The sequence below is a fragment of the Vibrio satsumensis genome (assembly GCF_050337435.1).
Lineage (GTDB): Bacteria > Pseudomonadota > Gammaproteobacteria > Enterobacterales > Vibrionaceae > Vibrio > Vibrio satsumensis.
On sequence record NZ_JAKJSX010000003.1, the window covers coordinates 188,195 to 214,154 of the forward strand.

Sequence of the window (25,960 nt, forward strand, 5' to 3'; positions counted from 1 at the left end):
GTATTTTCTTCAATACCCAATCAACTGATACAAGGGCGCTTGTTGTGCGGCTTTAGAAGCTTGTTGAAGCACACCTGTTTTGCTGTATCTCTTGAGTATCTTTCGAACGATAGGCTTTACTTCAGACTTTGTCATTCCAGCTTTCAATTCGGGTTCATACAGTAGTTGCAATAGCACCACATCTAAGGGCGATATCAAGTCTTCTGGTGTATGGTCATTGAAAATAGAAGGGTAGGCTTTATCTGAATCATTCGGCAGGCCTAGAGCTTGTGTGATCTCTTCTACGATACATGCGACTAACTTACCTCGCGATCTTGCCTGATCAACGGGAATTACAATCCCAGCGTAAACAATCTCACCTTTAGAATTGGTTTGATAACCTGCCGTACAGATGGCGCTATTTAAATGCTGAGTTGATTTGAGCTTGAGCACTGATTTCGCCTCAGATATCCACTGGCTCTGCCTCGTGTATATCCACTTAACGTTCGCTTCGGACTCTTTACTGACGATTGTTATCGGGTGTTGAGTGACTTCAGATAGGTGTTGGATATGAAGCTCTGTGAGCTCTTGGTGTAGTTCCTCATCACCGACGCGGTGATCGATCCAAATCTTGATCGGTTGTTTCCATTTGGCGAGCGGTTTGGTGCCTTGGGAATATTCGTGTTGAAGCGCGACGTTATAAAAGGCAGTTTCGACGAAGGTTCTATCTAGCCAAGTGAGTGGTGTGCTTGTTGCGTTAAAGGAAAACAGTACCAACAAGAGGGGAAGCATTGAAGCTGTTCGTAACATACTTTTCCCCTCTGCTGAATGAAGCGTGATTACAGATTAGTGGTTCGGCGCTTTGGAGAAATGGCTCTCAACCAATCTTTGGGTGATTTGGTGAGTTGGATTGGTCAACACTTGATCCGTCTCCCCACTCTCAACCACATTACCTTCGTGCATGACAATGATCTTGTCGGTAATGTGCTTAACAATACCGAGGTGTTGGGATACATAAACAAACGATACGCCCATCTCTTCTTGTAACTCTAAGAACAGGTTGATGATTTGCGAGCGCATTGCCATATCCAAACCATTCAACGCTTCATCAGCGACAATGATGGATGGCTGAAGTATTAAGGCACGAGCCAAACAAACCCTTTGTTTTTGGCCTGCCGCAAGCATCTGAGGGTAGAAGTAAGCATGTTCTGGTAGAAGCCCCACGCGCAGTAGTGTGTCTTTCACACGACGCATACGGGCTTCTGGTGGCATGTTGGTGTTTCGTTTTAATGGACCTTCAAGAATTCGACCGATCTGAATGCGTGGGTTTAGCGAGGTATTCGGATCTTGGAAGATCATTCGAATCAGCTTACAACGAGTCGAGTAGTCTTTGTGCTCTAGCTTTTCGCCATTCACGCGGATCTCGCCTGCGGTTGGTTCAACCATGCCTGCGAGCATTCTTGCTAATGTTGATTTGCCAGAGCCATTCTGACCGATAAAACCTATCGTCTGACCTGCTTCGAGGGAAAAGCTAACTGGCTTCACCGCCTGATGGATCTTTTTACGGAAAAGACCAGAGCGAGTCGTAAAGTCTTTAGACAAATCACTGACTTCTAATAATGCACTCATGATTTCTTTTTCTTCTCCATATTCAGAGGGAAGTGACAGTTAAACTTGTGGTTTTTGATTCGCTTGGTATGTGGGATCTCGACACACTGCCTTTGCGCATACGGGCAACGAGGCCCTAATCGACAACCAATAGGAAGATGCTGCAGCGGCGGAATTGATCCTGGCAAAGATTGCAGTTTCTCTTTGTGGGGAATCCAGTCGTTAAAGTCTGGCATCGCTTTTAGCAGAGCAACGGTATATGGGTGTTTGGGTGCATCCAATAGCTTCTGCGTATCAGCTGATTCTACAGATTGACCACAGTACATAACGGTAATGCGAGTCGCCCATTGAGTAATGGTGGTTAAGTCATGGCCGATCAGAATGATGGTCGTGTTATTGATCTGATTCATTCGGCTCAATAAACGCAAGATCTGAGACTGAGTAATCGGATCCAAATCATTGGTTGGCTCATCTGCAATCAAGACTTTTGGCTTGGCAGCAATTGCCATTGCGATCATGACTTTTTGACACTCACCATCGGTCAGTTCATAAGAGTAGCTGTCCATTAGACGAGAGTGGTCTTTGATGCCCACTTTGTGCAATAACGCGATCGCTTGCTTCTTACGCCACTTAAATCGCTGCCACCAACGACCTTCAAATGCGTGTGAAGGAATCGCTTCAATGAGCTGATTGCCCACTTTTTCCGATGGATCAAGACACGTAGAAGGTTCTTGGAAGATCATCGCGATATCACGAGCAATTACACGCCTGCGCTCTTTAGGAGTCAGTTGCAGTAGGTCGATATTACCTAAGCGCATTCGGTCTGCAGAAACCTTCCAGTTTTCTTTACAAACCCCGACGATCGCTTTTGCAACCAAGCTCTTACCTGAGCCTGATTCACCCACTAAGCCACGAATTTCCCCTTCATTGAGGGTAATACTCATTCGATCTACGGCTTTAACCATCCCTTGAGGAGTCTCAATTTCGATAGTTAGATGTCGAATATCAAGTAACGGCATTATTCGATTCCTGCATTTAGCGCTTGGCGAACACCTTCACCGACGAGGTTAATCACGATAACTGTAAACATAATAGCTAAGCCGGGTAGGGTTACTGTCCATGGCGCAAGGTAAATCAGCTCGACTGAATCACCCAAGATTGATCCCCATTCAGTACTTGGTGCTTGAGCGCCAAGCCCTAAGAAACCCAAGGCTGTGATATCAAGAATTGCGACTGATAGTGCCAGTGTAATTTCAAGTGCCACCACGGTAAGAATGTTAGGAAGGATTGAGTTCCAGAGTAGATAGAAATCGTTCGCGCCATCAAGGCGAGAAGCCAAAATATAGTCTTTTTCTACTTCAGCATGCACGGCAATGTACACTGAGCGTATAAAGCGCGGAATCAATGCCAAACACAAGGCCAGTAAGATATTAAACTCACCAAAGCCCAGGAACGCCACGAAAATAATCGCCAGCAGAAGAGATGGAATCGACATAACGGTATCAAGCAGGTGGTTTAGCGTGCTTGATAGCAATCCACGAGTCATCCCGGCGAGTACGCCAATCAGACAACCAATGACTGCTGCGATAAAGGTAATCACCACCGCAGCGCCGAAAGTAAGCTGAGAGCCAATAATCAGGCGAGAAAGAATGTCTCGACCTAAGTCATCGGTACCTAAAAAGTATTCGACCGTGCCAGCAGGATCCCAAGAGGGTGGTGTTAATAGGTGACCGGTTTGTTCTTGTGCATCATGGGGTGCTAGCCACGGAGAGGTGACGGTAACCAGAATGATAAGCACCAAACACCACAAGCCAAACATAGCCAGGTTATTGCTACGGAAGCTGCGCCAGAAACGTTCGAACTGGGTTGGAATTTGTTCTTCTTGGTAGACGTTATTTGTTAGCATACCATTCCTTCCTTACCAGTGGGTTGATCATCGCGCCCAGTAGATCGGACAAAATGTTTGCGGTCAAAACCAAGGTTGCCACCACAATCACGCCTGCTTGAATAGAAACGTAATCTTGATTCGATAATGCATCCAATAACCAGCGGCCAATGCCCGGCCAGTTAAAGATAGACTCGGTAATAATAGCAAGCGTCAACATACTCGATAGTTGAACACCGACCTTAGGAATAATCGGAGGTATCGCGTTTCTTAGCACGTGCTGCGTGATGATCTCTCTCGTAGAAAGACCTTTAATTCGCGCAGCACGGATGTAGTTTTGCGTCATTACTTCAGCCACTGACGCTCTCATTAATCGGATGACCTGAGTGGTTGGCGCCAGCGCTAAAACAAGACAAGGCAACGCCATATGCTCGATAACACTTTGTAATGCGTGTGCGCGGTAGCGACCTTCGGCAAAAAAGGCGTCGATCATCGCGAAGCCAGTCACGTGTTCAATTTCGTAAAGCAGGTCGTATCGACCACCAACTGGGAACATTTCAAAGTGCAGTGAAAACACCATGATCATCAGCAATGCGACCCAAAAGATAGGTGCAGAGTAACCAGCCATTGAGGTGAAGGAAATGGTGGTATCGACGAACTTGCCTTGCCTCATACCTGCAATCGTGCCAAAAGGGATACCTATAAACAGCGCAAGCACAAAGGCAAAGAAGCACAGTTCTAGCGTTGCAGGGAAAACCACGGCTAACTCATCGATGATAGGGACACCATGCTTGCTTAGACCAAAGTTTAGTGTCGACAATTCAGTGATATAACTAAGCCAACCGGGCCAAAAATCTTGAATTGCCCAAGGTGAGGTTTGGTCTAATCGAAGCAGAGCAAAACCCACTAATGTCAGAATTCCTAACGTAATAATGAATAAGTTTACACGTCTTAATGTATACCAAAACATTACTGCACCTCTCTTCTGACTTGATCAAAAGGTTGAGCATTGAAAGGGCTCTGCTTAAAACCGGTTAGTGAACGATCGTGCACGCGGAATTGCACGCCATGAGCCAGGGGGATAACAGGAACTTCTTCATTGAGAATATTTTGGGCTTGTCGATACAAGTTCACACGGTGCCTTTGTTGATTGATCTCTAATGCTAAGTCGAGGAGGAAATCAAAGTCTGAATTACACCACATAGAGACATTTAACCCTGCACGTTCAGAGCTGCATGAGAGAAGCGGACGTAAGAAGTTATCAGGATCACCCGTATTGCCTATCCAGCCTGTAAGCAACAAATCTGTTGAGGAAATAGAAGACAATTGTGTGCGGTCAAATCGGTCGTCGGTATAGAGTTTCAATTCAATACCTATATCGGCCAAGTTTGCTTGGATCAGCTCTGCCGTTTTTCTTGGGCTTGGATTGTATGCGCGTGGCTCTAGTGGTACCCACATCGAAAGCTCTAATCCGGGCTCGACACCGGCTTCTTTAAGAAGCGCAATCGCATAGTTTCGGTCGTAGCGAACTTGAACACTGTCTTTTTGGTGAGCCCAAGAAGTAGGAGGAAGCAATGTATAGGCCTTAGTACCGGTACCGTAATATACAGAATCAAGAATGTTCTGACGGTTGATGGCTAAATTCAATGCTTTACGTACTCGAGAGTCACGCAGGGCTGGGTGCTCAGTATTTAGCGCGATGAAAGAGACATTGACCGCAGGCGTGGCGGAAATCTGCAATTCTTCATGAGCTTGAATAATAGGAATTTGGCTAGAAATCGGTGAGTTCAACACGTCACATTCACTGCGAAGGAGTTTGGCAAGTGTCCCAGTCCCTCGTTGTGATGTGTCAAACACAACTTGGTCCATTTCTACGTCACCCTTCCAGTAATGCTTGTTCTTTTTTAAGCGAACTAGATCATTGATTTGGTATTCATCTAAGTAGAAAGGTCCGGTGCCGACAGGGTTGGAATCGATTTGATTTTTCTCATCCGCTGCAATGAGCTTGTAGGCATATTCTTTAGAGTGAATGACCGCATAGCTGGTGGCGATATTGTTGAGAAATGAATTGTCTGGGCGACTTAATTGGAATTTCACCGTTAAGTCGTCAATGGCAGTGATATCGACAATCAGGTTTTTGAAGTCGATGCCGGCAAACCATGGATATAGGCCGCCGCCCACATAATGAAATGGGTTTGAACTATCAATGACACGTTCAAAGCTAAACACCACATCTTGTGCATTCATGCTACGAGTTGGGGTGAACCAGTCTGTAGTTTGGAACGCAACATTTGGGCGCAGTTTGAAAGTGTACTCTGTACCTGATTTATCAACAGACCAACTTGTCGCCAAGTTCTGTCTTGGTCGGTAAGTCATTGGATCAAGAGTGAGCAGTGTATCGAAGATTTGAGGGCTCAGCGATTCTGCGGTAATACCACTATCAACCAGTTGTGGGTTGAAGGTACTAGGATTACCTTGGCCGCAATAAATGAAGCCTTTTTCGCGGATTTGCTCGTGATTCACACTCTCACCACATCCAGCTAGAAAGCTCAGCGTACAGATGCTCAGTGATAGTCTTATTAGTGCTTTCATAAAAAGAAATACTTTTCGAAACGAGGCGTTAGAGGAGCCTCAAGATCCGGACAATTTAACATTTTATTTATTCGGCTCCAAATAATAATCAAGTGTGGACAGCTATTTATCGTTAGCTTGTCCGACAATCGCATACTTCCTCACCATTCCACGCAATTGGTTGTAGGTTAACCCAAGTAATTCTGCGGCTTGTTTCTGGCTATACTTGCTCTGTTTTAGGGCTTGATTGAGTAGCTTGATGTCTTGTTGTTCTTGCCATGCTTTGTAATCAAGCGGCAAAGAAAACGAACTCTCTGATGAAGTATGGCTGTTAGACGGCTCATTGCCAGTTTCCTGCGTGGAATATTGCTCTGTTTCCCATGCGGGCTTAAATGGGTTAAACACCAAAGATTCAATAGGATATGGATCTTTACCGTGTTGGTAGATAGCACGCTCAATGACGTTCTTGAGTTCTCGAACATTCCCCGGCCAAGAATAATCCAGCAGCGCCTCAACAGCAGACGGAGCAAAGCCGACAAACAGCTCCAACTCTAATTCACGACACATCTTAATAGCGTAGTATTCTGCTAGCAGCGTGATGTCTTCTTTTCGCTCACGAAGAGGAGGGATAGTAATCACGTCAAACGCCAGTCGATCTAATAAATCGGCTCTGAATTCACCCTTTAATGCCATGTCTGGCAAGTCGGCATTGGTCGCGCACACCAACCTTACATTGGCACTTAAGGCTTTTTGTCCACCGACACGTTCATATTGTCCGTATTCAATAACACGCAACAATTTCTCTTGAACGGCAAGGGGAGTGGTCGCGAGCTCATCCAGAAACAGTGTCCCACCTTCGGCCCTCTCAAAACGACCTTGATGACGACCTTTTGAGCCCGTGAAAGAACCGGATTCATGGCCAAACAGTTCTGAGTCAATCAAACCTTCACTGAGGGTTGAGCAGTTCAATGAGATCAAAGGTTGATCCCAGCGTTTTGAAAGGTAATGCAGCCTTTGTGCGATCAGCTCTTTACCCGTACCTCGCTCGCCAATGATCAGAATAGGTCTTTCGATTGGAGCCAGCTGAGAAACTTTATCTAAAACAGAGAGAAAGCTAGGTGACTCACCAATGAGGTTCTGCTGCATAGCGGGTCCTTATGCGATTTAAGTACTGAAGAAGGTCATGTTAAGGCTGTAGTGGTGAAAAATACCAATACTTGGTTAAATTCATCATAGCATGATTCGAGTTAATCACCATTTTATCGTAAGTGACTGATAAACAATGCCTTAAAAGTTGGCACGCAACTTGGATTATTTATGGTAGGTTTAACAACTAACGTAAATTTTTGAGCAAGTGGATTGAGAGTCGAATAACGATTTAAAACACATTTGCCATCATTGTAATTAAGGAGTTCCTCATGGGCATTTTTTCTCGCTTTGCAGACATTGTAAATTCAAACATCAGTGCACTATTAGATAAGGCTGAAGATCCTGAAAAGATGATTCGCCTAATTATTCAAGAAATGGAAGATACGCTGGTTGAGGTTCGCACTAACTCCGCAAAAGCGATCGCAGATAAGAAAGAGTTAGCACGTAAAGTTGAAGCTATCGAAACTCAGATTCTAGATTGGCAAAATAAAGCGACTCTAGCACTGACTAAACAACGAGAAGATTTAGCTAGAGCGGCTCTAATCGAAAAGCAAAAACTGGAAGACATCATCAAGAGCCTGCACACCGAGCAAACTTTGGTTCATGAAACCATCGAAAAGCTAACCAGTGAGATCGGCAAGCTTGAAACTAAAATTGCAGAAACTCGCGCAAAGCAACAAGCATTAATGATTCGTAATAATGCGGCGAGCAATCGTCGTGATGTTCAAAAACATCTGCATTCAAGCAAAACCAACGAAGCAATGGCGAAGTTTGAGCAATTCTCGCGTAAAGTGGATGAATTAGAAGCTGAAGCGGACGTTTACGCTAAAACGGGTAACGCAAAATCTTTAGACCAAGAGTTTGCCGAACTACAAGCTCAAGATGAAATCGAAAAAGAGCTAGCGAAACTGAAGCAACAAGTTGAAAACCGCGATAAATAATTTAGGAGTTGTCTATGTCAACATTTCTAATTGCAGGTCCACTGATTGTCTTCTTAATCTTCGTGGCACCGCTATGGTTATTCTTACATTACCGCAGCAAGAAGAAATCCAGCAATGGTCTTTCAGAAACCGACCTTCAACGTCTGCATAAGCTTTCTGCGCAAGCCGAATCCATGCAAGACCGAGTGAAAACGCTAGAAAAAATACTGGATGCGGAGTCGCCTAACTGGAGACGAAACTATGAGTAGAGAACTGTATCGCGACACGATTAACGGCAAATTGTCTGGTGTGTGTGCAGGGTTAGCGAACTACTTTGGCCTTGAAGTGTGGTTGGTTCGCATCTTAGTTATCTCTACGGCACTGCTTGGTGGTAGCTTTCTGGTGTTATTAGCGTATTTAGCTTTGACATTTATGCTTGAAAAACAACCACCTCACTATGTTGATGAGATGAAAGCCAAGCAAGAGCACACACTCAAGCAAAAACCTTGGGAAAAAGGGCAAACGGCAGAGTCGTTACTGGGCACTTTAGAGGGTGATTTCCAGAAGTTAGAGACCAGTGTCCGCAACATGGAAGCTTATGTGACCTCCGACACTTTCAAAGTCGACCGCGCTTTTAAGAACATGTAACGATAAGTCTAAAAAAGATTAGATAACGGTTTAGGAAAATTTATCCCAAGCCGTTATTTTTTTTAATAATTTTGTCTAAATAAATCTTACGATAACTGGTAAGTTACATGTGATTAATCTATGTTATAAAAATATTTATAGATATGGATGATCACCAATGTATCGAGCCTCCGTTGTCCTTCTGACAGCTTTAGCTGGGTTGTCTGGGTGTGGTAAGGAGCTTCCTCCCGTACCTGAACCTGATTCTAGACCCGCCAAACTCTTCACTGTCTCTGTCGGTAGTAATGCCTTTGAACGTAGCTTTCCAGCCACCACTGAAGCCGGTGACAAAGCGGTACTTGCATTCCGTGTTCCTGGATTGCTTCAGACTATCGATGTCACCTCTGGTCAAAAGGTCAGCAAAGGTGAAGGGCTTGCAACGCTCAACCCTGACGAATATCAGCTGTTAGAGAAGCAAGCAAGAGCCAATTTTAAGCTTGCTGATGTTCAATACCAACGTTCGATTAAGCTACGTAAAGACCGAGTGGTATCAGAGCAAGATTTCGATCAAGCGAAAGCCAATCACAATTCTGCTAAAGCGATGCTTAATCAAGCCAAAGCAAACCTTCGCTATACCACTCTAGTTGCGCCTTACGATGGAACAATTTCCATTATTCCGGCTGAAAACCATGAATACATTGCTGCTAAAGAAGGCGTGATGAATATTCAAACCAATCAAATTCTTAAAGTCGTCTTCTTATTACCCGACCAACTTATTACGCGCTTTTCTTCAGGGTTTGAGACGGATGCAACCATGGTTTTTGATGCATTTCCTGAAAACTCTTATGCTCTAACCTTCCAAGAAGTGGATACCGAAGCAGACCCGAAAACAGGTTCGTACAAAGTCACTATGGTAATGGAAAGACCAACCGATGTGGGTATTTTGCCGGGCATGTCTGGCACGGTAAATTTGGTTTCAGCGTTAGCAGCCGCCACCAAAATTCCAACGTCAGCAATGGTAGTCGACGGGGATGATGTATCTGTTTGGCGTGTTAACAGCGATGGCATTGTTGAGAGTGTCTCAATCGTCATCGATGAAAAACGCCATATTGTCTCTGGACTGGACGATGGCGATCGCATTGTGACTTCTGGCGTCAATGGTCTTGAATCGGGCATTAAAGTTCGAGAGTGGATAAAGGAAAGGGGGCTATAACATGAAAATACTTCAAGTGGCCGCTGGCCTGTCGTGTTTGGTCTTACTTACGGCTTGTAAAGATAAGCAAGCTGCAGAGGTGAATAATTCGCCCTTGGTTAAAGCTATCGAGATTTCAGTCATCGATTTTAGTGACAAACTCTATTTCCCAGCAGTAGCAAACGCTGCTGAGAAAGCTCACCTCAGTTTTCGTGTGGCTGGTGAAATTAATAAGCTTGATGTCAAAGAGGGTGAACGTGTTTCTAAAGGGGACATCATTGCAGAGCTTGACCCAACCGATTATCAATTGGATGTCGACAACGCTCAGGCGCGTTACACGGTAATCAACAGTCAATACAGACGTTCAAGCCCGCTAGTGAAGAAAGGCTTATTGGCTAAGTCGCAGTTTGATGAAATCGCAGCTCAACGTCAGATTGCTTATGCCGAATTAGAGTTAGCAAAACTTCGCTTGTCGTTCACTAAGCTTCGTGCTCCTGTTGATGGGATTATTTCACGTGTCAGTGTCGATCAATATGAAAATATTCAGGTAGGTCAACAGGTCGTTAATATTCACAGTGTTGAAGATGTTGAGGTTGTGATTCAACTCCCTGATCAAATCTATGTGAATCAACCGAACGAACAATTGCTCGCGAACGTTGAAGCTGTGGTTAGAGTACCCAGTGGAAATGAATACACAGCAGGTATTAAGGAGTTCACTACTGAGCCTGACCCAAGCACAGGTACATTCACCGTTACGCTTGCTCTACCTATGCCAGAAGATGATTTGATTCTTGATGGTATGGCAGTTGAAGTGACGTCAAACGGTAGAGATATCGGATTGGACTTAAAAGCCGGTGTACTTATTCCTATTGAAGCAGTTTTTAACGCTGATGGGGATGAATTAACTCGTCAAAACTCATATGTATGGGTGCTTAACGACGACAAGACTGTATCGAAACAGCAAGTCGTGTTAGGAAAAGCAAATCAGAAAACATTGCAGGTTACGAAAGGATTAGAAATGGGGCAGCATGTGGTTGTTGCAGGCGTATCGCGATTGCGAGATGGGATGACAGTGGAAGTACTATCTCAGGAGACAAACAATGAGTGAAGAGAATAACAAGCCCCAAAATGACGCTCAACAAGGTGATGAACAGATCACAGGTGTTGCTGCTTACTTTATACGTAACAAAGTCATCAGCTGGATGCTGTCTCTGATCTTTCTTATTGGTGGTGTTTCTGCCTTCTTCGGTTTGGGTCGTTTAGAGGACCCTGCCTTTACCATCAAAGATGCAATGGTAGTGACTTCGTACCCAGGGGCTACGCCTCAGCAGGTGGAAGAAGAAGTGACTTACCCACTAGAGAAAGCGATTCAACAGCTTACCTATGTCGATGAAGTGAACTCTATTTCTAGCCGTGGCTTGTCTCAGGTAACGGTAACGATGAAGAATAACTACGGCCCCGATGATCTTCCGCAAATATGGGATGAACTTCGTCGAAAAGTGAATGATTTGAAGGTCGAACTGCCACCGGGCGTGAATGACCCTCAAGTTATCGATGATTTCGGTGACGTTTACGGTATTTTGCTGGCGGTAACGGGTGATGGCTACAGCTATAAAGAGCTGCTGGATTATATCGATTACCTAAGGCGAGAGCTGGAGTTGGTTGATGGGGTCAGTAAGGTCTCTGTTTCTGGTCAACAACAAGAGCAAGTTTTCATTGAAATATCAATGAAGCGAATAAGCTCCTTAGGTCTGTCTCCAAGCACGGTATTTAATCTTTTATCGACTCAAAACATTGTATCAAGTGCGGGTGCGGTAAGAATTGGTGACGAATACATTCGAATCCATCCAACGGGTGAGTTCCAGAATGTAGAACAGCTTGGCGATTTGATTCTGACTGAAGGCGGTGCTCAAGGTCTTATCTATTTGAAAGACGTAGCTGACGTCACTCGTGGCTATGTTGAAGTACCGAGCAACATCATCGGTTACAACGGTAAACTCGCACTTAACCTTGGGGTGTCCTTTGCTCAAGGTGTGAACGTGGTCGCAGTGGGTGAAGCGTTTGACCGCAGACTTGCTGAATTGAAATACCAACAGCCGGTCGGGATCGATATTTCAGAGGTTTACAACCAACCGAAGGAAGTAGATAAGTCAGTAAGCGGCTTCGTGGTGAGCTTAGGGCAGGCGGTTGCGATCGTAATTGTAGTTCTACTGTTCTTCATGGGTCTACGCTCAGGTCTGTTGATCGGTTTGATACTGCTGTTGACCGTGTTCGGTACCTTTATTTTCATGCAGTACTTCAAGATTGACCTCCAGCGTATTTCATTAGGTGCATTGGTTATCGCCTTGGGGATGCTTGTGGATAACGCCATTGTGGTGGTGGAAGGGATATTGATCGGCACGCAGAAAGGGCGAACCCGGATGCAGGCCGCCACCGATATCGTAACCCAAACCAAATGGCCTTTGCTTGGTGCTACCGTCATTGCAGTAACCGCATTTGCTCCAATTGGTTTATCTGAAGACTCAACTGGCGAATACTGTGGAACCTTGTTCACAGTTCTACTTATCTCCTTGATGCTGAGTTGGTTTACTGCCATCTCGCTCACGCCGTTCTTTGCTGACATGTTCTTTAAAGGTCAGAAGGTCGACCCAGATAGCGAAGGTAAAGACCCATACAACGGGATGGTTTTTGTTATCTACAAAAACTTCCTTGAGTTCTGCATGAAGCGTGCTTGGCTCACCATGTTTGTCCTGATTATTGGTTTAGGCGCGAGTGTGTACGGTTTTGGCTTTGTGAAACAAGCTTTCTTCCCCTCTTCAACGACACCTATGTTCCAAGTTGATGTGTGGATGCCGGAAGGGACGGATATTCGAGCGACGAATACCAAGCTTAAAGTGCTTGAAAGTTGGTTAGCTGAGCAGGACGAAGTTGAACACATTACGACAACGGCGGGTAAAGGTCTGCAACGTTTTATGTTGACCTATGCGCCAGAGAAAAGTTATAGCGCTTACGGCGAGATAACGGTTCGTGTGAAGAGTTACGAAGTGCTTGAAGGGTTGATGAAGCGTTTCCGTGAACATGTAAACGGCCAATTCCCAGAGATCGACTACAAGCTAAAACAGATTGAGTTAGGTCCTGGTGGCGGTGCGAAGATTGAAGCTCGTATTGTGGGTTCTGATCCAACGGTGTTACGTTCAATCGCAGCACAAGTGATGGATGTAATGCGTGCCGATAGCGGTGCATTTAACGTTCGTCACGACTGGCGTGAAAGAACTAAGGTTTTAGAACCTCAGTTCAACGAAAGCCAAGCGCGTCGTTACGGTATCACCAAGTCTGATGTCGATGACTTCCTAGCGATGTCTTTCTCTGGTAAATCAATTGGTGTATACCGTGATGGTACAACGCTGATGCCGATTGTGGCTCGTTTGCCTGAAGATGAGCGTGTTGATATTCGTAACATCGAAGGCATGAAGATCTGGAGCCCTGCGTTAAGTGAATACATCCCACTGCAACAAGTGACTTTAGGTTACGAGTTGGAGTGGGAAGATCCACTGATCATTCGTAAGAACCGTAAGCGCATGCTGACAGTAATGGCGGATCCAGATCTACTGGGTGAAGAGACAGCATCAACTTTACAGAAACGCTTACAACCACAGATTGAAGCGATTGAGATGCCGCCGGGTTACTCACTGGAGTGGGGTGGTGAATATGAGTCATCAGCGGATGCGCAGGCGTCACTGTTCACGACCATGCCTCTGGGTTACTTGTTTATGTTCTTAATCACTGTGTTCTTGTTTAACTCGGTTAAAGAGCCTCTGATTGTTTGGTTAACGGTTCCATTGGCGTTGATTGGGGTGACGACAGGCTTGTTAGCCTTGAATACACCATTTGGTTTTATGGCGCTGTTGGGTTTCTTGAGTCTATCTGGGATGCTTCTGAAGAACGGAATCGTGCTGCTTGATCAAATTGAGATTGAGATGAAATCAGGCAAAGACCCGTATGTAGCGGTTGTTGATGCGGCACTGAGTCGTGTTCGTCCGGTATGTATGGCAGCGATCACAACCATTCTTGGTATGATCCCTCTATTGCCGGATATCTTCTTCAAACCAATGGCGGTGACCATTATGTTTGGTTTGGGCTTTGCGACTGTACTGACGCTAATCGTGGTACCCGTGCTGTATCGTCTGTTCCATAAAATTGAAGTGGCTTAACGCTAATTAACCTTTGAAATAATGCCCCTGAATGGGGCATTATTTTTATGTACGATTACTAAAAGAGACTATCGAAATGGAAGCGAATACAGTGGATAGAACCTGTGCATGGGCACTTAAACACGAGCTTGAAAGGGAGTACCACGATGTAGAGTGGGGCGTACCTGTTTATGATGACCAAGCTCTATTTGAGTTCATTACCTTAGAAGGTGCTCAAGCGGGTCTGAGTTGGATTACGATCCTTAAAAAGCGTGAAGGGTATCGTGCTGCATTTGATAATTACGATCTAAATAAGTTAGCTGAGTTGAATGAAGACAACGTGCCGCACATCATTGAAAACTTCGATGTGGTTAAGCACAAGGGCAAGATTGCTTCGGTATACAATAATGCGAGAGCAACGCTTGAATTACAGCAAGAGTTCGGCTCTCTTTCAAATGCTTTATGGCAGTTTGTCGATAACAAGGTGATTGTGAATCAATGGACTGAGATGTCTCAAGTTCCCGCTTCTACCGAGCAATCTAAAGCGATGAGTAAGTTTTTGAAGAAGAGAGGCTTTAAGTTTGTAGGGGAAACAATCTGTTACGCGTTCATGCAAGCGACAGGCATGGTTAATGACCATGTTGTGGGTTGTCCGCACAAATAAAAGTGTTATTTATTGTCGAAAAATAATTGCGTTAATATAGGAAAATTTACTGGTCATTTATAAACTATTCAATATCATATGCGACCAAATTCAAACCTAGAAGACGATAGTGAAACAACAAAGCTACCAAATCTGTGATGCTCGTTATGATCCTTTGCTTAGGCAGTTTGTGCGTGAAGATGGCCACGTAGAAACTATCGCGCCGATAGAAGGTAAGGTGTTTCTGTTCTTACTTGAAAATGAAGGTGAGTGCATTGAACGAGGCCTGATATTTGATAGGTGCTGGGGCAATGTGATTGTCTCAGAGCAAGCGCTCACTAACGTGATATCTAAGATTAGAAAAACGCTGTCACGAGTGACTTGTGGCTGTGCGACCATTCGCACGGTCAGTAAAACGGGTTATTCACTTGAAATCGACGAGTCGATAAAGCCAAGCAAAACTGAAATTTTGCCTTCTCAAGTGACTGCGAAGGCATCTAAATCAAACTCTTCGCCTATCGCTAAAGAAGTGTTGGCTGCAACTGAAATATCTACAGATGTTAACACGGCAACGGTAACTGATACTGGTTTCAAGACGCCTTCCAACCAAGAACCGAACTCAACTGAATTAGAACCTTCAAATTCAAAAAGTAATTCTCATGTCGTTCAAGCGGGCTATTTAGTCGCATTGATTTGTGTCGTCGTAACGGCGTTCAACCTTTTCCAAACCTATTATACGCCACAGCCTTATTTTGTGGATAAGACGGAATATCGCGACAGCTACACAGATAATACCAATCACTACTTTTTCCATATTGCGCACAATGATTCCTATTCGTTGCCTGCGATTACTCAAAAGCTAACGGATGTGATACCTAGCCAGTGTAATGTTGATGTGTTTGTCCGTATCTATCCATCAGTCGATCAACCGGAAAGTGATGCGTTATATATGCTGGTTCAGAGAGAAAATGGGGAAGCTTTGAATTACGGTGCTTCAATTTTCAATGTAGAGTCATCTTTTGATTCATTTGCTCAGTACATGGAAAAGAGGAGTTACTTTTGCGACTAATTGGCTTACTCGTTCTTGTTGCAATCGCTGCTGCGAGCTTTTTGTTGGAACAAAACGTACTAGCAGGTACTCGATGGCACTGTAAAACGGTCAAAACTGATTTTTTATCTCAGGCATTCCAACCATACCAATCACTTTATGAGCGTATAAGTATTACTTTTCAGTCTGACCATACTTTCAGTATGAGAGAGTTTGTGACGATTACCGAACAAGATGGGAAGGAGAGTACAATGGAAAATTTGTATTCCGGGTACTATGGCCTTGATGGTAATCGTTTGTCGATGAGCATTATTGATGTGAGAACGGCGACCCCTTTTCATGATCCTATTATTAATCAGGATTACAGTGAGTATAAAGGGGTGACAATAGACTACGCCATTGTGGTAAAGGAACAGTCGTTGTATATGTTCAATGAACACCGTTCTGAAATTTTCAATTGGGCCTGTTTTAACGTTCAATAGCTTTTTAAAGCTATGTGTCTAATACGCTAATCTGAAAAAGGCAGGAATATCCTGCCTTTTTGGTCTGAGTCTGTTAACGCTTTAAATTAAACGAGTGCGTTGTAACGCTCTAACCCTGCTTCTAGGTCTGCAATCAGGTCATCAACATCTTCTAAGCCGATATGAACGCGAATTAAGGTACCTTCGAAGTTAGGGTTCGCTACTGTTCTTAGGCTATCAAAACTGTTCGGTTCGTTTGCTAGAATCAAACTCTCAAAGCCGCCCCATGAGTAACCCATACTAAAGTGCGTCATACCATCAAGTAGCGCTGTGGTCGCCTTTGTGTTGGAGTTCTTCAGTACGAAAGAGAACAAGCCATTACCACCGGTGAAATCTCGTTTGAAGAACTCATGGCCAGGACAAGACTCAAGCGCAGGGTGACGAACGTGGTCAACCTCAGGGCGAGTCTCTAACCATTTTGCGACTTTCAAGCTGCTTTCTGCGTGTTGGCGTAGGCGAACATCAAGAGTACGAATACCGCGTAGTCCTAGGTAAGCGTCATCTGGCGATACACACTGGCCCATCAGGTAGCTCTGTTCTCTCAGTTGGTCCCAACATTTTTCATTGGCGACCGCAGTCCCTAACATCACATCAGAGTGGCCCACGATGTACTTAGTCGCTGCTTGGATCGAGATATCAACACCGAAATCAAATGGTGAGAAGTTAACGCCGGCTGCCCAAGTGTTGTCTAACATAACGATGATGTCATGTTCATGGGCAATTCGCGCGAGCGTTGGAATGTCTTGAACTTCCATGGTGACTGAACCCGGAGATTCGGTAAACAGAACCTTAGTGTTTGGCTTAATAAGGTCTTGGATGCCTTCACCAATCGTTGGCTCGTAGTAAGTTGTCTCGACTCCCATCTTTTTCATGATGGTGTCACAGAAATCACGTGTCGGTTCGTAGCAGGTATCGACCATCAGAATATGGTCACCTGTTTCTACGAAAGAGAGGATAGCATTAGAAATGGCAGCTGTACCACAAGGGTAGAGTGCACAGCCTGCGCCGCCTTCAACTTCAACCATGGCATCTTGGAAGGCGAAATGAGTATTGGTTCCACGGCGTCCGTAAAAAAGTGTTTTGTTAGCGCGGTTAATCGTAGCTTTACGCTTCTCTTCTACTGAGTTGAATACGACAGTTGAAGCGCGCTGTACTGGTGGGTTAACGACACCATTGGTCCACTTCTTATCACGACCTGCAGTGATCAGCTTAGTGGTTTTGTTCTCGGACATGCTGTGAATTCCTTATCAATCGGTTATGTCCTATTTAAAACATGCCAATAGCCTTCAAAGCAAGAGGGGAGCGGGAGTTTTTACGCTTTTCTTTCGCTTTTTAACCTTTCACTTAATTAATGGTGAAAGGTTAAAAACTTACGGGAGGAAGTGATGAGCCGCAATCGACTCATCATAGGTATTACAGCAGAGGGTTGAACAAATAGAACAATCTTTCAAAGAAGCGATTTCGCAACTTTCTCTGTTCCCACTGGTCCAGTACAACTGGGTGAGATAATTCAATGTACGATTGCTGTAGCTCAGAGAGCTGTTGAGTGAAGTGTACATCGTCAACGGCGAGCGTCACTTCGAAGTTTAACCAAAGGCTGCGCATGTCGATATTGACCGTTCCGATTAAACAAAACTCTTCATCAATCACTACCGATTTGGTGTGAAGAAGCCCACCGTAAAACTCGTAAATCTTCACGCCTGCTTCAAGTAGTTCGGTATAAAACGCGCGCGAAGCCCACTTAACCATCAGTGAATCGTTGTTATGTGGAATGATCAGTTCTACGTTTACACCACGTTGCGCCGTCATTTTCAGTGTCTCTAATAAATCGGCACTCGGTACAAAGTAGGGGGTTGTGATGCGAACAGAATGGTTTGCCTGATTAATCGCAATGGTCAGAACTTGTAGGATCAAATATTCCGGCATGCCAGGACCTGATGGCACTACTTGAACAGGGTGATGCGTTATTACCTCTTCGACCGGACACTCTGGTAAATCAGGAAGGATTCGTTCACCTGTTTCGACTTCCCAATCCCAACCATGAATGGCTGACAGCACATTTACGGTTGGGCCAGTTACGCGAACCATTACGTCAATCCACTGGCCAACACCTGAACTCTGTTTGAAGTGAGCAGGGTCAACCATGTTCATTGAACCGGTATAGGCAATGGTTTCATCAATCACGATGATCTTACGGTGCTGCCTCAGATCTAAACGGCGTAAGAAAATACGCCAAGGGCTTACTTCCAGTGCTTGTACAACTTGCACACCGGCGTTTTTCATCATTGAGCGCCAGTGACTTTTGAAAAAGCGCGGGCTACCTGCAGAATCAAGTAAAACCTTAACATCTACGCCACGTTTGGCAGCTCGAATGAGAGCGGAAGCAACCGAATCAGTTAAGCCTCCTGGGTGCCAAATATAGAAAACCATCTTGATACTAGTTTGGGCATTTTCTATATCTTCGATAATTGCGTGTAAGATCTCATTGGGAGAAGCTTGCAGTGAAAGCGTGTTTCCGCTGAGTGCAGGAATGCCCATCCGATTGTTACAAAGTTCATCAATCTTGTGGATAGGGGAGCCGACCTTTCCTGGAAGGTGGAGCTGACAATCATCTAGTTTTCGGAACCAATCGCCAAACGGAGTAAACATGCGATGTGCGCGCTCAGCCCGCTTTCTGCCTAGGTTTAGCTCTCCGAAAAGGAAGTAACAAGCCACACCAACTATTGGGATAATGTAGATAACCATGAGCCACGCGAGAGAAACGCTGACAGAGCGGCGTTTTAGTACGACACGAAAAGTCACACCGGCTACAAGTACCCAGTACAAAGCGACAGAGGCTAAAGTTAAAAAATGGTAGAGCTTTTCCACATTGAATACTCGAAAAAAGAGACACTTAGATAGTAATGCTATTTTACGGATATGGGAATTTAAGGAATCAACTATTTACAAATTAGAGCTAAAGCTGTAAACAGGTTATAGTTGTTAAGTTTTGGTTAACTTAAGACGAAAACGATTGTTTTGTATGAAAAGGCGGCATTTAACCATAAAAATTTACATTGGTAACGAAATTTATACGGTTCGGGCTTCCAATTTTATTCTTAAACTGGTTTACTTGCTATATAACGAGCGTCAATCAAATCTTTTAGGTGTGTAAATTTTCATGTACACCTTATCTTTTAAAGACGCCACCCAAAGCAAAACACAACATCACATAACACAAAAGTTTGGAGTAAACGTGGCTACTAGTAATACAACCACAACACCCCGCGATACCTGGGGTTCGAAGTTAGGATTCGTAATGGCTGCAGCAGGTTCTGCTGTTGGCTTAGGTAACATTTGGAAATTCCCATACACAGCAGGCGAAAGTGGCGGCGGTGCATTCGTTGCAATTTACCTGTTTTTTGTAATCTTTATCGGTTTCAGTGTCATGCTGACTGAGTTTGCGATTGGCCGTCATACGCAGAGATCAGCAGTAGGTGCATTTAAATCAACTGACCGTCGCTGGACGTTCGCTGGTGTAATCGGCGTAGTAAGTGGCCTGCTAATCATGGGTTTCTACCCTGTAGTAGGTGGCTGGTCTATCGCATACATCGGTAAAATTGCTGGTGGTCTACTAGACGCACCTGAAGCAATTGGTGACAGCTTTGGTGGCTTTATCTCAAACCCAGTTCAACCACTTATGTGGATGGGCTTATACCTACTACTTAACGTTGTAATCGTTATGAAGGGTATTTCTGGAGGTATTGAGAAAGCGGGTAAGATTTTGATGCCACTTCTTTTCATCATCCTGATTGTAGTATCCATCAAAGGCATCATGCTTCCGGGCGCGATGGCTGGTCTAGAGTTCTTATTCAGCCCTGACTTCTCTAAAGTAGACAGCGGTGTAATCCTAGCTGCATTAGGTCAAGCATTCTTCTCACTATCTCTTGGTATGGGTTGTATGTTGACATACGGTTCTTACCTGAAGAAGAAAGAGAACCTAGTTCAAACTACAGCTATGGTTACAGCAATGGATACAGGCGTTGCTATCCTAGCTGGTGTTGCAATGTTCCCTGCAATGTTCGCATTCGGTATGGAGCCAGCAGCTGGTCCTGGTCTAGTGTTCGTTGTTGTTCCTCAGCTATTCGCTGAAATGGGCGGCGTAGTTGGTCTTCTGTTTGCTCTTATGTTCTTCGTGGGTCTAAGTGTTGCGGCACTAACATCTTCAGTATCTCTACTTGAAGTTGTGGTTTCTTACCTAATCGATGAGAAAGGCATGAAGCGTGTGACTGCGGTACTGTCTGCAAGTGTAGTAATGGCGATTCTATGTATCTTCGCTTCTCTATCACTTGGTGGCTTCGGTCCTACACTGTTCGGTACTGGCGCATTCGATATCTTCGACCTACTAACTGATAAGATCTTCCTAGCAGTTGGCGGTATGTTGGTATGTATCTTCGCTGGTTGGAGACTAAACCGCGCTGACCTAGAGAAAGAGATCACTAACGACGGTGAAGTATCTTTCCCACTATTCGGTTTATGGTACACACTAGTTAAGTACATCATCCCAGTAGCTATCGCTATCGTTGCGTTTATGGGTATCTCTTCTGGCTTTGACAGCGGTAAAGGTGCAATCATGCTACTAGGTATTGGTATCATTGCTGGCTCTGCGGTAATCTCTAAGAAGCTATAGTTCTTAGAAACCATAATTCTTAGAAGCTACAATCGCGAGCTAAAGTAAATTAAGAAACGGGGGTCATTGGCTTCCGTTTTTTTATTTCTGAAATTTGATTTTCGACGAAAAATAAAATCTTGCATAGGGCGAGTTGCTTTGTGCGAATTACTTAAATCTAATCGAGCAAATACTAGGCACTAACTGGTACAGGTTGAAAAGAAGCCCAATGATTCAATGTTTATTGAATGAGTTGGGCTTTTTCGTAGCTGGAATCTGGATTCAGACACGGTATACTCCACGTTCTACAATGGAGCTAGCCTTTACATGTTCGATATTCTTCTGAACCACTCTGATTTTTTACTTATCAATAAGCATCCTGGAGTCAGCGTCCACAAAGACGATGGCGATACTATGTTACTTCAAGAAGTTGCTAAGGCAATCAATGAGCCTAAGCTGTATCTCGTTCATCGGTTAGATAAAATGACCTCGGGCATTCTGCTGCTAGCAAAAAGTGCGTCGGCGGCGAGCGAGCTTTCACAGCTATTTGCAAAGCGTGAAGTAGAGAAATACTACCTTGCGCTCGGTTCTAAGAAGCCAAAGAAAAAGCAGGGGCTGATTTCTGGTGATATGGAGCGTTCAAGACGCTCTAGCTGGAAACTTCTGGCAACTAAAGAAAACCCGGCGATTACCCAATTTCTATCTGCAACAGCGGAACCCGGTGAACGTCTGCTGTTATGCAAACCCTATACAGGGCGAACTCACCAGATCCGTGTCGCGATGAAATCGATCGGCTCAGCCATTGTTGGTGACCCTATTTATAATCCATCGAGTGAGGCTGACAGAGGTTATCTGCACGCCTTCGCGATTCGATTTACTTATCAATCAGAAGCCTACGAATATGTCTGTGACCCAAGGAGCCTAGACTCTTTAGGCGAGAAGTGGCACCAAGAAACCGTATCTAGCGGTTTGGACGGTTGGCTTGAACCTTGGTCATTAAGTTGGCCAAAGCTAAACACTAAGTGAGTGAAATAATGGAAGCATCAGCTTTACCTCTGTTTTTTAGTCATATTGAACAGCAATTAAATGAAGTGCCAAACGAACTTCGCCGTATTTTCCACGGCCGCGGTAAGTTTTGGCCTGGTCTAGAGCAACTGACATGTGACTGGGTTGATGGACAGTTACTGGTTAACGTGTTTAAAGAGGTAGACGACGAATTCTTGTCATCTCTCAAAGCTGGATTGGTTGAACTCACCGACAAAGATATCTGGCAATCAAAGCAGGGCACAAGCATTGTTCTGCAACACCGCTATGCTGACGGTGCACCTTCGGAAGTACTGTGGGGTGAGCTTAACGACTCTCCAGTGGTTGTTGAGCATGGCCTTAAGTATCAGTTAGACATTGGTCGTAATCAGAACTTTGGTCTGTTCCTAGATATGCGTAATGGTCGTCAGTGGGTACAAGATAATGCTAAGGATAAGAACGTTCTTAACCTGTTTGCATACACTTGTGGCTTCTCAATAGCGGCTATCGCTGGTGGTGCCCGTCAATGCATGAACGTGGATATGTCACGTGGCTCACTGAACAAAGGCCGTGATAACCACCGTTTGAACGAACATGACATGCGCTCGGTGAATTTCCTTGGTTACGATATCTTTAAGTCGTGGGGCAAAATCAAGAAAGGCGGTCCTTATGAGTTGGTGATTATCGACCCACCTTCGTTCCAAAAAGGCAGTTTCGCCCTAACTAAAGACTACAAAAAGATCTTACGTCGTTTGCCAGAGCTTCTAACGGAAGGCGGTGAAGTGATTGCGTGTGTGAACTCACCTGCAGTGTCACCTAACTTCCTTATCGAGACGATGGCAGAAGAAGCGCCAAACGTTGAGTTTATTGAACGCTTAGATAACCCACCTGAGTTTGTGGATGTCGATCTTGATTCAAGTCTAAAGGTATTGAGATTTCAAATTAAAGCCTCTGCCGATGCTTAATTGAATTTCAGAATCAGCTAAAAAAACGCCGCCCATCTGAGCGGCGTTTTTGTTTATAAACTAATACTAGCTGGTTTGATTCTTGAGGGTCTGGAATCCAAAATAGATACGCATAAATGTGGTTAGCCAACACGCGGCACCAAAGGTGTAGGCGATAACCGCAAAGTGTTGAGGCCAAATACAGAAAGCAATGAAACAAGCGATGGTTTCTGTGCCTTCGGTTAGTCCAGACATGTAATACAGAGACTTATGTTTATAGACTGGGTTTTCAATGCCTCGCTTACCAGCCATAACCGCAAACGCTAAAAAGCTGCTGCCTGTGCCGATAAAAGAGAAAATCAAAAATGCACCGGCAATAGCGTTGTGTTCTGGGTTGGCGATAACAAAGCCAAAGGGGATTAATGAGTAGAATAGGAAATCTAGGCTGATATCGAGGAAACCGCCCGCATCACTAATGCCTTGGATTCGAGCCAAGGCTCCATCAAGCCCGTCGCAAACCCTGTTAAATACAATAAACCCTAACGCCCATTCGTATTGTTGAAATGCCAATGCTGGAAACGCTAAACATCCAACCAGAAACCCAAACAGGGTGGTTTGGTTGGCTGTGATGCCGAATCTATTAAGTAGTTTGGCTGATTGATTTAATGGCCACTTAATGACCTTAATAGAGTACTTATCCAACATGGTTACTTCTCCATGGCCAAGACAAAACTTTTGCCCCTTGAGGCACATCGGCTTGGTCGTGCGTCACCATTAATGTCGGAATATCCGCTTTAGTGAGTTGCTCAAATACCCAGTCGCGAAACTGAGCTCTGAGTTCTTGATCGAGCTTACTAAAAGGCTCATCAAGCAACGCCAATTTCGGTTTCGCCAATAGCATACGAGTTAAGCTAATTCTCGCTCGCTGGCCGCCAGATATTTGGTCGGGAAATGACTCCGCCAAGCGGGTCAGTTCAATGTCTTTTAACGCTTCCATTGCTTGTTGTTGGCGATCTGATCCCTTAACCGAGTTTGGTAACGAAAAGGCCAAGTTCTCCCATACTTTTAGGTGTGGAAACAACAAGTCATCTTGAAACAGAATGCCGACTTCACGCTGATGTGATGGGAGCTCGTCTAGCTGAATATCGTTCAAAATAACGGTGCCAGAGTATGAGAACTCGTCATTCAGGTGACCCGCGATGGCATCTAACAAAGTCGATTTTCCGCAGCCGCTTGGCCCCATCAACGCCAATATTTGGCCTGATTCTAATGTTACGTTTAGCGCTGAAAACAGCGATTCGCCATCGGTTTTACGGATGGTGAGGTCGTTGAGGTACAGACTCATTATTTAGGAAACCTTTAAAAGTAAGACGGCGATATCTAAGTTGAAGTCGGCTGACTAATATCGCTAAAGAGAAAAAGAACAGAGGCAATAGGGCCTGCCAAATGGCATAGATTGCTGTCACCCTGCGGTCGAAACCACTGGTTAGGGCAACGGCTTCGGTTGTGATCGTGTTAATGCGACCCGCACCGAGCATCAATGTTGGCAAATACTGAGCCAAACTCACGCTGATTCCGACCGCCCAAGCAAAGGCGATAGCAGGAAGCAAAATTGGCAGTTTGATTGAATACCAACTCTGAAATGGCGATTTACCCAAGCTCAGTGAAGCTTTTATCAGCCCATCATTGAAGCTTTTCCATGGGCCGTCCAAAGACAAGTACACAAATGGAAAGGCGAAGAATACGTGTGCCCAAATCACCCAAAACTCATAGGCGTTGCTGCCTATGTATAGGGTGGTCACTTGCATGCCAAACAATACTGAGAGTTGAGGTATCAACATGGGAATCGCGATAATAAAGCCCGGAACTTGCCACTTGTATTTGATTCGGTATTCGTGAGCAACCAGCGCAAGCAACAAAGCGACTGAAGCCGCAATCAGACCAATCCATAAGCTTTGACTAACGGTGCTCATGATGCCATCCCACTCGAACTCCCAGAAGCGCACGCTGTAGCGGCTCGGCAGTAAATCAGGGAAACGCCAGCGCTGAGCAACGCTCCAAATTGCCATTAAAGGAATGACCAGCAATGAAAGGCTAGCAAGGACAGTGAATATGGTTTTCCCCGGCAAGTTAGCCCCTGTTCTTCCTGAATACTGCCAAGTTCGAAAGTACTTAAGAATTGCCCATTCAACTAAACGCGCCAAGGCGATGATCAATGAAGCTAAGCCAAACAAAACGATAGCACCAGCAGCAGCTCGCGGGAGTAGATTAAGATCGGGATCGTTGAACCATTGCCATACTAAAACGGCAAAGGTCGGCGGGTTGGTTGGGCCAATGATCAGAGCAATATCGACAACCGACACACTGTAGGCGAATACCGCCAACATTGGGAATCGAAGCTTAGTAAACCATTGTGGGAAAATACATTTCCACCAGTTCTGAGCACGACTATAACCCAGAGATGCACTGACCTTAGTGATACGCTCTACATCAATTTGCTGAAGTATCGATATGCTCATCAACAATAAGAAAGGGACTTCTTTAAGCGCCAACATGATGATGAGGCCGAATGCGTATGGGTCTTTGATCAACAAAGCTAATTCAGAACTCGTAGCCGATTCACCAAGTAAGTGATGTACGGCTCTTGCGCCAAGGCCTGTTGGGCTAAATAAAAACGCAAAGCCAATGGCGAAAGCCACATGTGGAATGGCAAGCATTGGCGATAGCGTTAACTCAATCTTTCTCCAAAATTGGTTTCCCCAAGAGGCTTGAAGAATACAAAAGGTCAGGAAGCAGGCAATATAGCTGCTTGCAATCGCTGAACCTAGACTTAAGCCAATAGAGTGCCAAGCCCCTTCCCATTGAAAGACTTGGCTAAAACCGTTGAGTGTTGGCTCATCTAAACCTAGGGGCGGGATGAAACTCAGTGATGAAGCCACGACTCCCGCTACCCCAGGAATGGTTGGGATAATGCACACAGCTATAACAACAAAATATAGAGCGCGTAGCATG

General features: G+C 44.8%; 24 protein-coding genes. 12 read left to right on the forward strand and 12 right to left on the reverse strand.

The window, feature by feature from the left end:
- Window positions 1-9: 9 nt before the first annotated feature.
- The 7 genes from L4C44_RS01025 to pspF form a co-directional block, all read right to left on the reverse strand.
- Window positions 10-789: a DUF2927 domain-containing protein gene (locus L4C44_RS01025; RefSeq protein ID WP_146491870.1), complete on the reverse strand. Its 780-nt coding sequence runs from the start codon at window positions 787-789 to the stop codon at window positions 10-12.
- A gap of 36 nt (window positions 790-825) precedes the next feature.
- Window positions 826-1,608: a peptide ABC transporter ATP-binding protein gene (locus tag L4C44_RS01030; protein WP_017060304.1), complete on the reverse strand. Its 783-nt coding sequence runs from the start codon at window positions 1,606-1,608 to the stop codon at window positions 826-828.
- Window positions 1,605-2,606, reverse strand: a complete 1,002-nt coding sequence (locus L4C44_RS01035; RefSeq protein ID WP_060982812.1) for a peptide ABC transporter ATP-binding protein — start codon at window positions 2,604-2,606, stop codon at window positions 1,605-1,607. Before L4C44_RS01035 ends, L4C44_RS01030 begins: the two co-directional genes overlap by 4 nt.
- Complete coding sequence (gene sapC, locus L4C44_RS01040) at window positions 2,606-3,493, reverse strand: putrescine export ABC transporter permease SapC (protein ID WP_060982811.1); 888 nt, start codon at window positions 3,491-3,493, stop codon at window positions 2,606-2,608. Before sapC ends, L4C44_RS01035 begins: the two co-directional genes overlap by 1 nt.
- Complete coding sequence (locus tag L4C44_RS01045) at window positions 3,480-4,442, reverse strand: ABC transporter permease (protein ID WP_060982810.1); 963 nt, start codon at window positions 4,440-4,442, stop codon at window positions 3,480-3,482. Before L4C44_RS01045 ends, sapC begins: the two co-directional genes overlap by 14 nt.
- Window positions 4,442-6,064: an ABC transporter substrate-binding protein SapA gene (sapA, locus tag L4C44_RS01050; protein WP_428804185.1), complete on the reverse strand. Its 1,623-nt coding sequence runs from the start codon at window positions 6,062-6,064 to the stop codon at window positions 4,442-4,444. Before sapA ends, L4C44_RS01045 begins: the two co-directional genes overlap by 1 nt.
- A 102-nt stretch (window positions 6,065-6,166) precedes the next feature.
- Window positions 6,167-7,189 (reverse strand): phage shock protein operon transcriptional activator, encoded by a 1,023-nt coding sequence (gene pspF / locus L4C44_RS01055; RefSeq protein WP_428804186.1) that lies wholly within the window; start codon window positions 7,187-7,189, stop codon window positions 6,167-6,169.
- A gap of 272 nt (window positions 7,190-7,461) precedes the next feature.
- Here pspF and pspA point away from each other — a divergent pair, with 272 nt between their 5' ends.
- The 9 genes from pspA (at window position 7,462) to L4C44_RS01100 (ending at window position 16,294) form a co-directional block, all read left to right on the forward strand.
- Window positions 7,462-8,133 (forward strand): phage shock protein PspA, encoded by a 672-nt coding sequence (gene pspA, locus L4C44_RS01060; RefSeq protein WP_010440091.1) that lies wholly within the window; start codon window positions 7,462-7,464, stop codon window positions 8,131-8,133.
- Between the two features lie 14 nt (window positions 8,134-8,147).
- A complete protein-coding gene (pspB, locus tag L4C44_RS01065) occupies window positions 8,148-8,381 on the forward strand; it encodes an envelope stress response membrane protein PspB (RefSeq protein ID WP_004734605.1) in 234 nt (77 codons plus the stop codon).
- Window positions 8,374-8,760 (forward strand): envelope stress response membrane protein PspC, encoded by a 387-nt coding sequence (pspC, locus tag L4C44_RS01070; RefSeq protein ID WP_428804187.1) that lies wholly within the window; start codon window positions 8,374-8,376, stop codon window positions 8,758-8,760. Before pspB ends, pspC begins: the two co-directional genes overlap by 8 nt.
- Before the next feature lie 157 nt (window positions 8,761-8,917).
- Entirely contained in the window at window positions 8,918-9,952 is a 1,035-nt protein-coding gene (locus tag L4C44_RS01075; RefSeq protein WP_146491873.1) for an efflux RND transporter periplasmic adaptor subunit, read from the forward strand.
- Window position 9,953: 1 nt separating this feature from the next.
- Window positions 9,954-11,039, forward strand: a complete 1,086-nt coding sequence (locus L4C44_RS01080; protein WP_146491874.1) for an efflux RND transporter periplasmic adaptor subunit — start codon at window positions 9,954-9,956, stop codon at window positions 11,037-11,039.
- Entirely contained in the window at window positions 11,032-14,142 is a 3,111-nt protein-coding gene (locus L4C44_RS01085; RefSeq protein WP_146491875.1) for an efflux RND transporter permease subunit, read from the forward strand. Before L4C44_RS01080 ends, L4C44_RS01085 begins: the two co-directional genes overlap by 8 nt.
- Window positions 14,143-14,218: 76 nt before the next feature.
- Window positions 14,219-14,785, forward strand: coding sequence for a DNA-3-methyladenine glycosylase I (locus L4C44_RS01090; protein ID WP_428804188.1), 567 nt, complete (start codon window positions 14,219-14,221; stop codon window positions 14,783-14,785).
- A gap of 109 nt (window positions 14,786-14,894) precedes the next feature.
- Window positions 14,895-15,833, forward strand: a complete 939-nt coding sequence (locus tag L4C44_RS01095; RefSeq protein WP_428804189.1) for a winged helix-turn-helix domain-containing protein — start codon at window positions 14,895-14,897, stop codon at window positions 15,831-15,833.
- On the forward strand, window positions 15,824-16,294 hold the full coding sequence (locus tag L4C44_RS01100; protein ID WP_146491878.1) for a hypothetical protein: 471 nt from the start codon (window positions 15,824-15,826) through the stop codon (window positions 16,292-16,294). The genes L4C44_RS01095 and L4C44_RS01100 overlap by 10 nt, the downstream gene beginning before the upstream one ends.
- An 86-nt stretch (window positions 16,295-16,380) precedes the next feature.
- Here L4C44_RS01100 and L4C44_RS01105 read toward each other — a convergent pair whose 3' ends face one another.
- Together L4C44_RS01105 and cls are read right to left on the reverse strand one after the other, a co-directional pair.
- Window positions 16,381-17,565 carry a cystathionine beta-lyase gene (locus L4C44_RS01105; RefSeq protein WP_050645075.1) on the reverse strand — a complete coding sequence of 395 codons (1,185 nt, stop codon included), beginning with the start codon at window positions 17,563-17,565 and terminating at the stop codon, window positions 16,381-16,383.
- A 181-nt stretch (window positions 17,566-17,746) separates the two neighbouring features.
- A complete protein-coding gene (cls, locus tag L4C44_RS01110; RefSeq protein ID WP_428804190.1) occupies window positions 17,747-19,201 on the reverse strand; it encodes a cardiolipin synthase in 1,455 nt (484 codons plus the stop codon).
- 367 nt (window positions 19,202-19,568) lie between these two features.
- Here cls and L4C44_RS01115 point away from each other — a divergent pair, with 367 nt between their 5' ends.
- From L4C44_RS01115 to L4C44_RS01125, 3 genes are all read left to right on the forward strand, one after another.
- On the forward strand, window positions 19,569-21,002 hold the full coding sequence (locus L4C44_RS01115; RefSeq protein ID WP_080967341.1) for a sodium-dependent transporter: 1,434 nt from the start codon (window positions 19,569-19,571) through the stop codon (window positions 21,000-21,002).
- Window positions 21,003-21,308: 306 nt separating this feature from the next.
- The gene (locus L4C44_RS01120) at window positions 21,309-22,007 is read left to right on the forward strand and encodes a TIGR01621 family pseudouridine synthase (RefSeq protein WP_146491880.1); all 699 of its coding nucleotides are present in this window, start codon (window positions 21,309-21,311) and stop codon (window positions 22,005-22,007) included.
- Between the two features lie 8 nt (window positions 22,008-22,015).
- Entirely contained in the window at window positions 22,016-22,969 is a 954-nt protein-coding gene (locus L4C44_RS01125) for a class I SAM-dependent methyltransferase (RefSeq protein ID WP_146491881.1), read from the forward strand.
- Between the two features lie 66 nt (window positions 22,970-23,035).
- Here the strand turns inward: L4C44_RS01125 and L4C44_RS01130 are convergent, their stop codons facing one another.
- The 3 genes from L4C44_RS01130 to L4C44_RS01140 are packed head-to-tail and all read right to left on the reverse strand — an operon-like array spanning window position 23,036 to window position 25,959.
- The gene (locus tag L4C44_RS01130; RefSeq protein ID WP_146491882.1) at window positions 23,036-23,653 is read right to left on the reverse strand and encodes a CDP-alcohol phosphatidyltransferase family protein; all 618 of its coding nucleotides are present in this window, start codon (window positions 23,651-23,653) and stop codon (window positions 23,036-23,038) included.
- Window positions 23,643-24,293 carry an ATP-binding cassette domain-containing protein gene (locus L4C44_RS01135; RefSeq protein ID WP_146491883.1) on the reverse strand — a complete coding sequence of 217 codons (651 nt, stop codon included), beginning with the start codon at window positions 24,291-24,293 and terminating at the stop codon, window positions 23,643-23,645. The genes L4C44_RS01130 and L4C44_RS01135 overlap by 11 nt, the downstream gene beginning before the upstream one ends.
- Window positions 24,259-25,959, reverse strand: coding sequence for an ABC transporter permease (locus L4C44_RS01140; protein WP_428804191.1), 1,701 nt, complete (start codon window positions 25,957-25,959; stop codon window positions 24,259-24,261). Before L4C44_RS01140 ends, L4C44_RS01135 begins: the two co-directional genes overlap by 35 nt.
- Window position 25,960 lies beyond the last annotated feature (1 nt).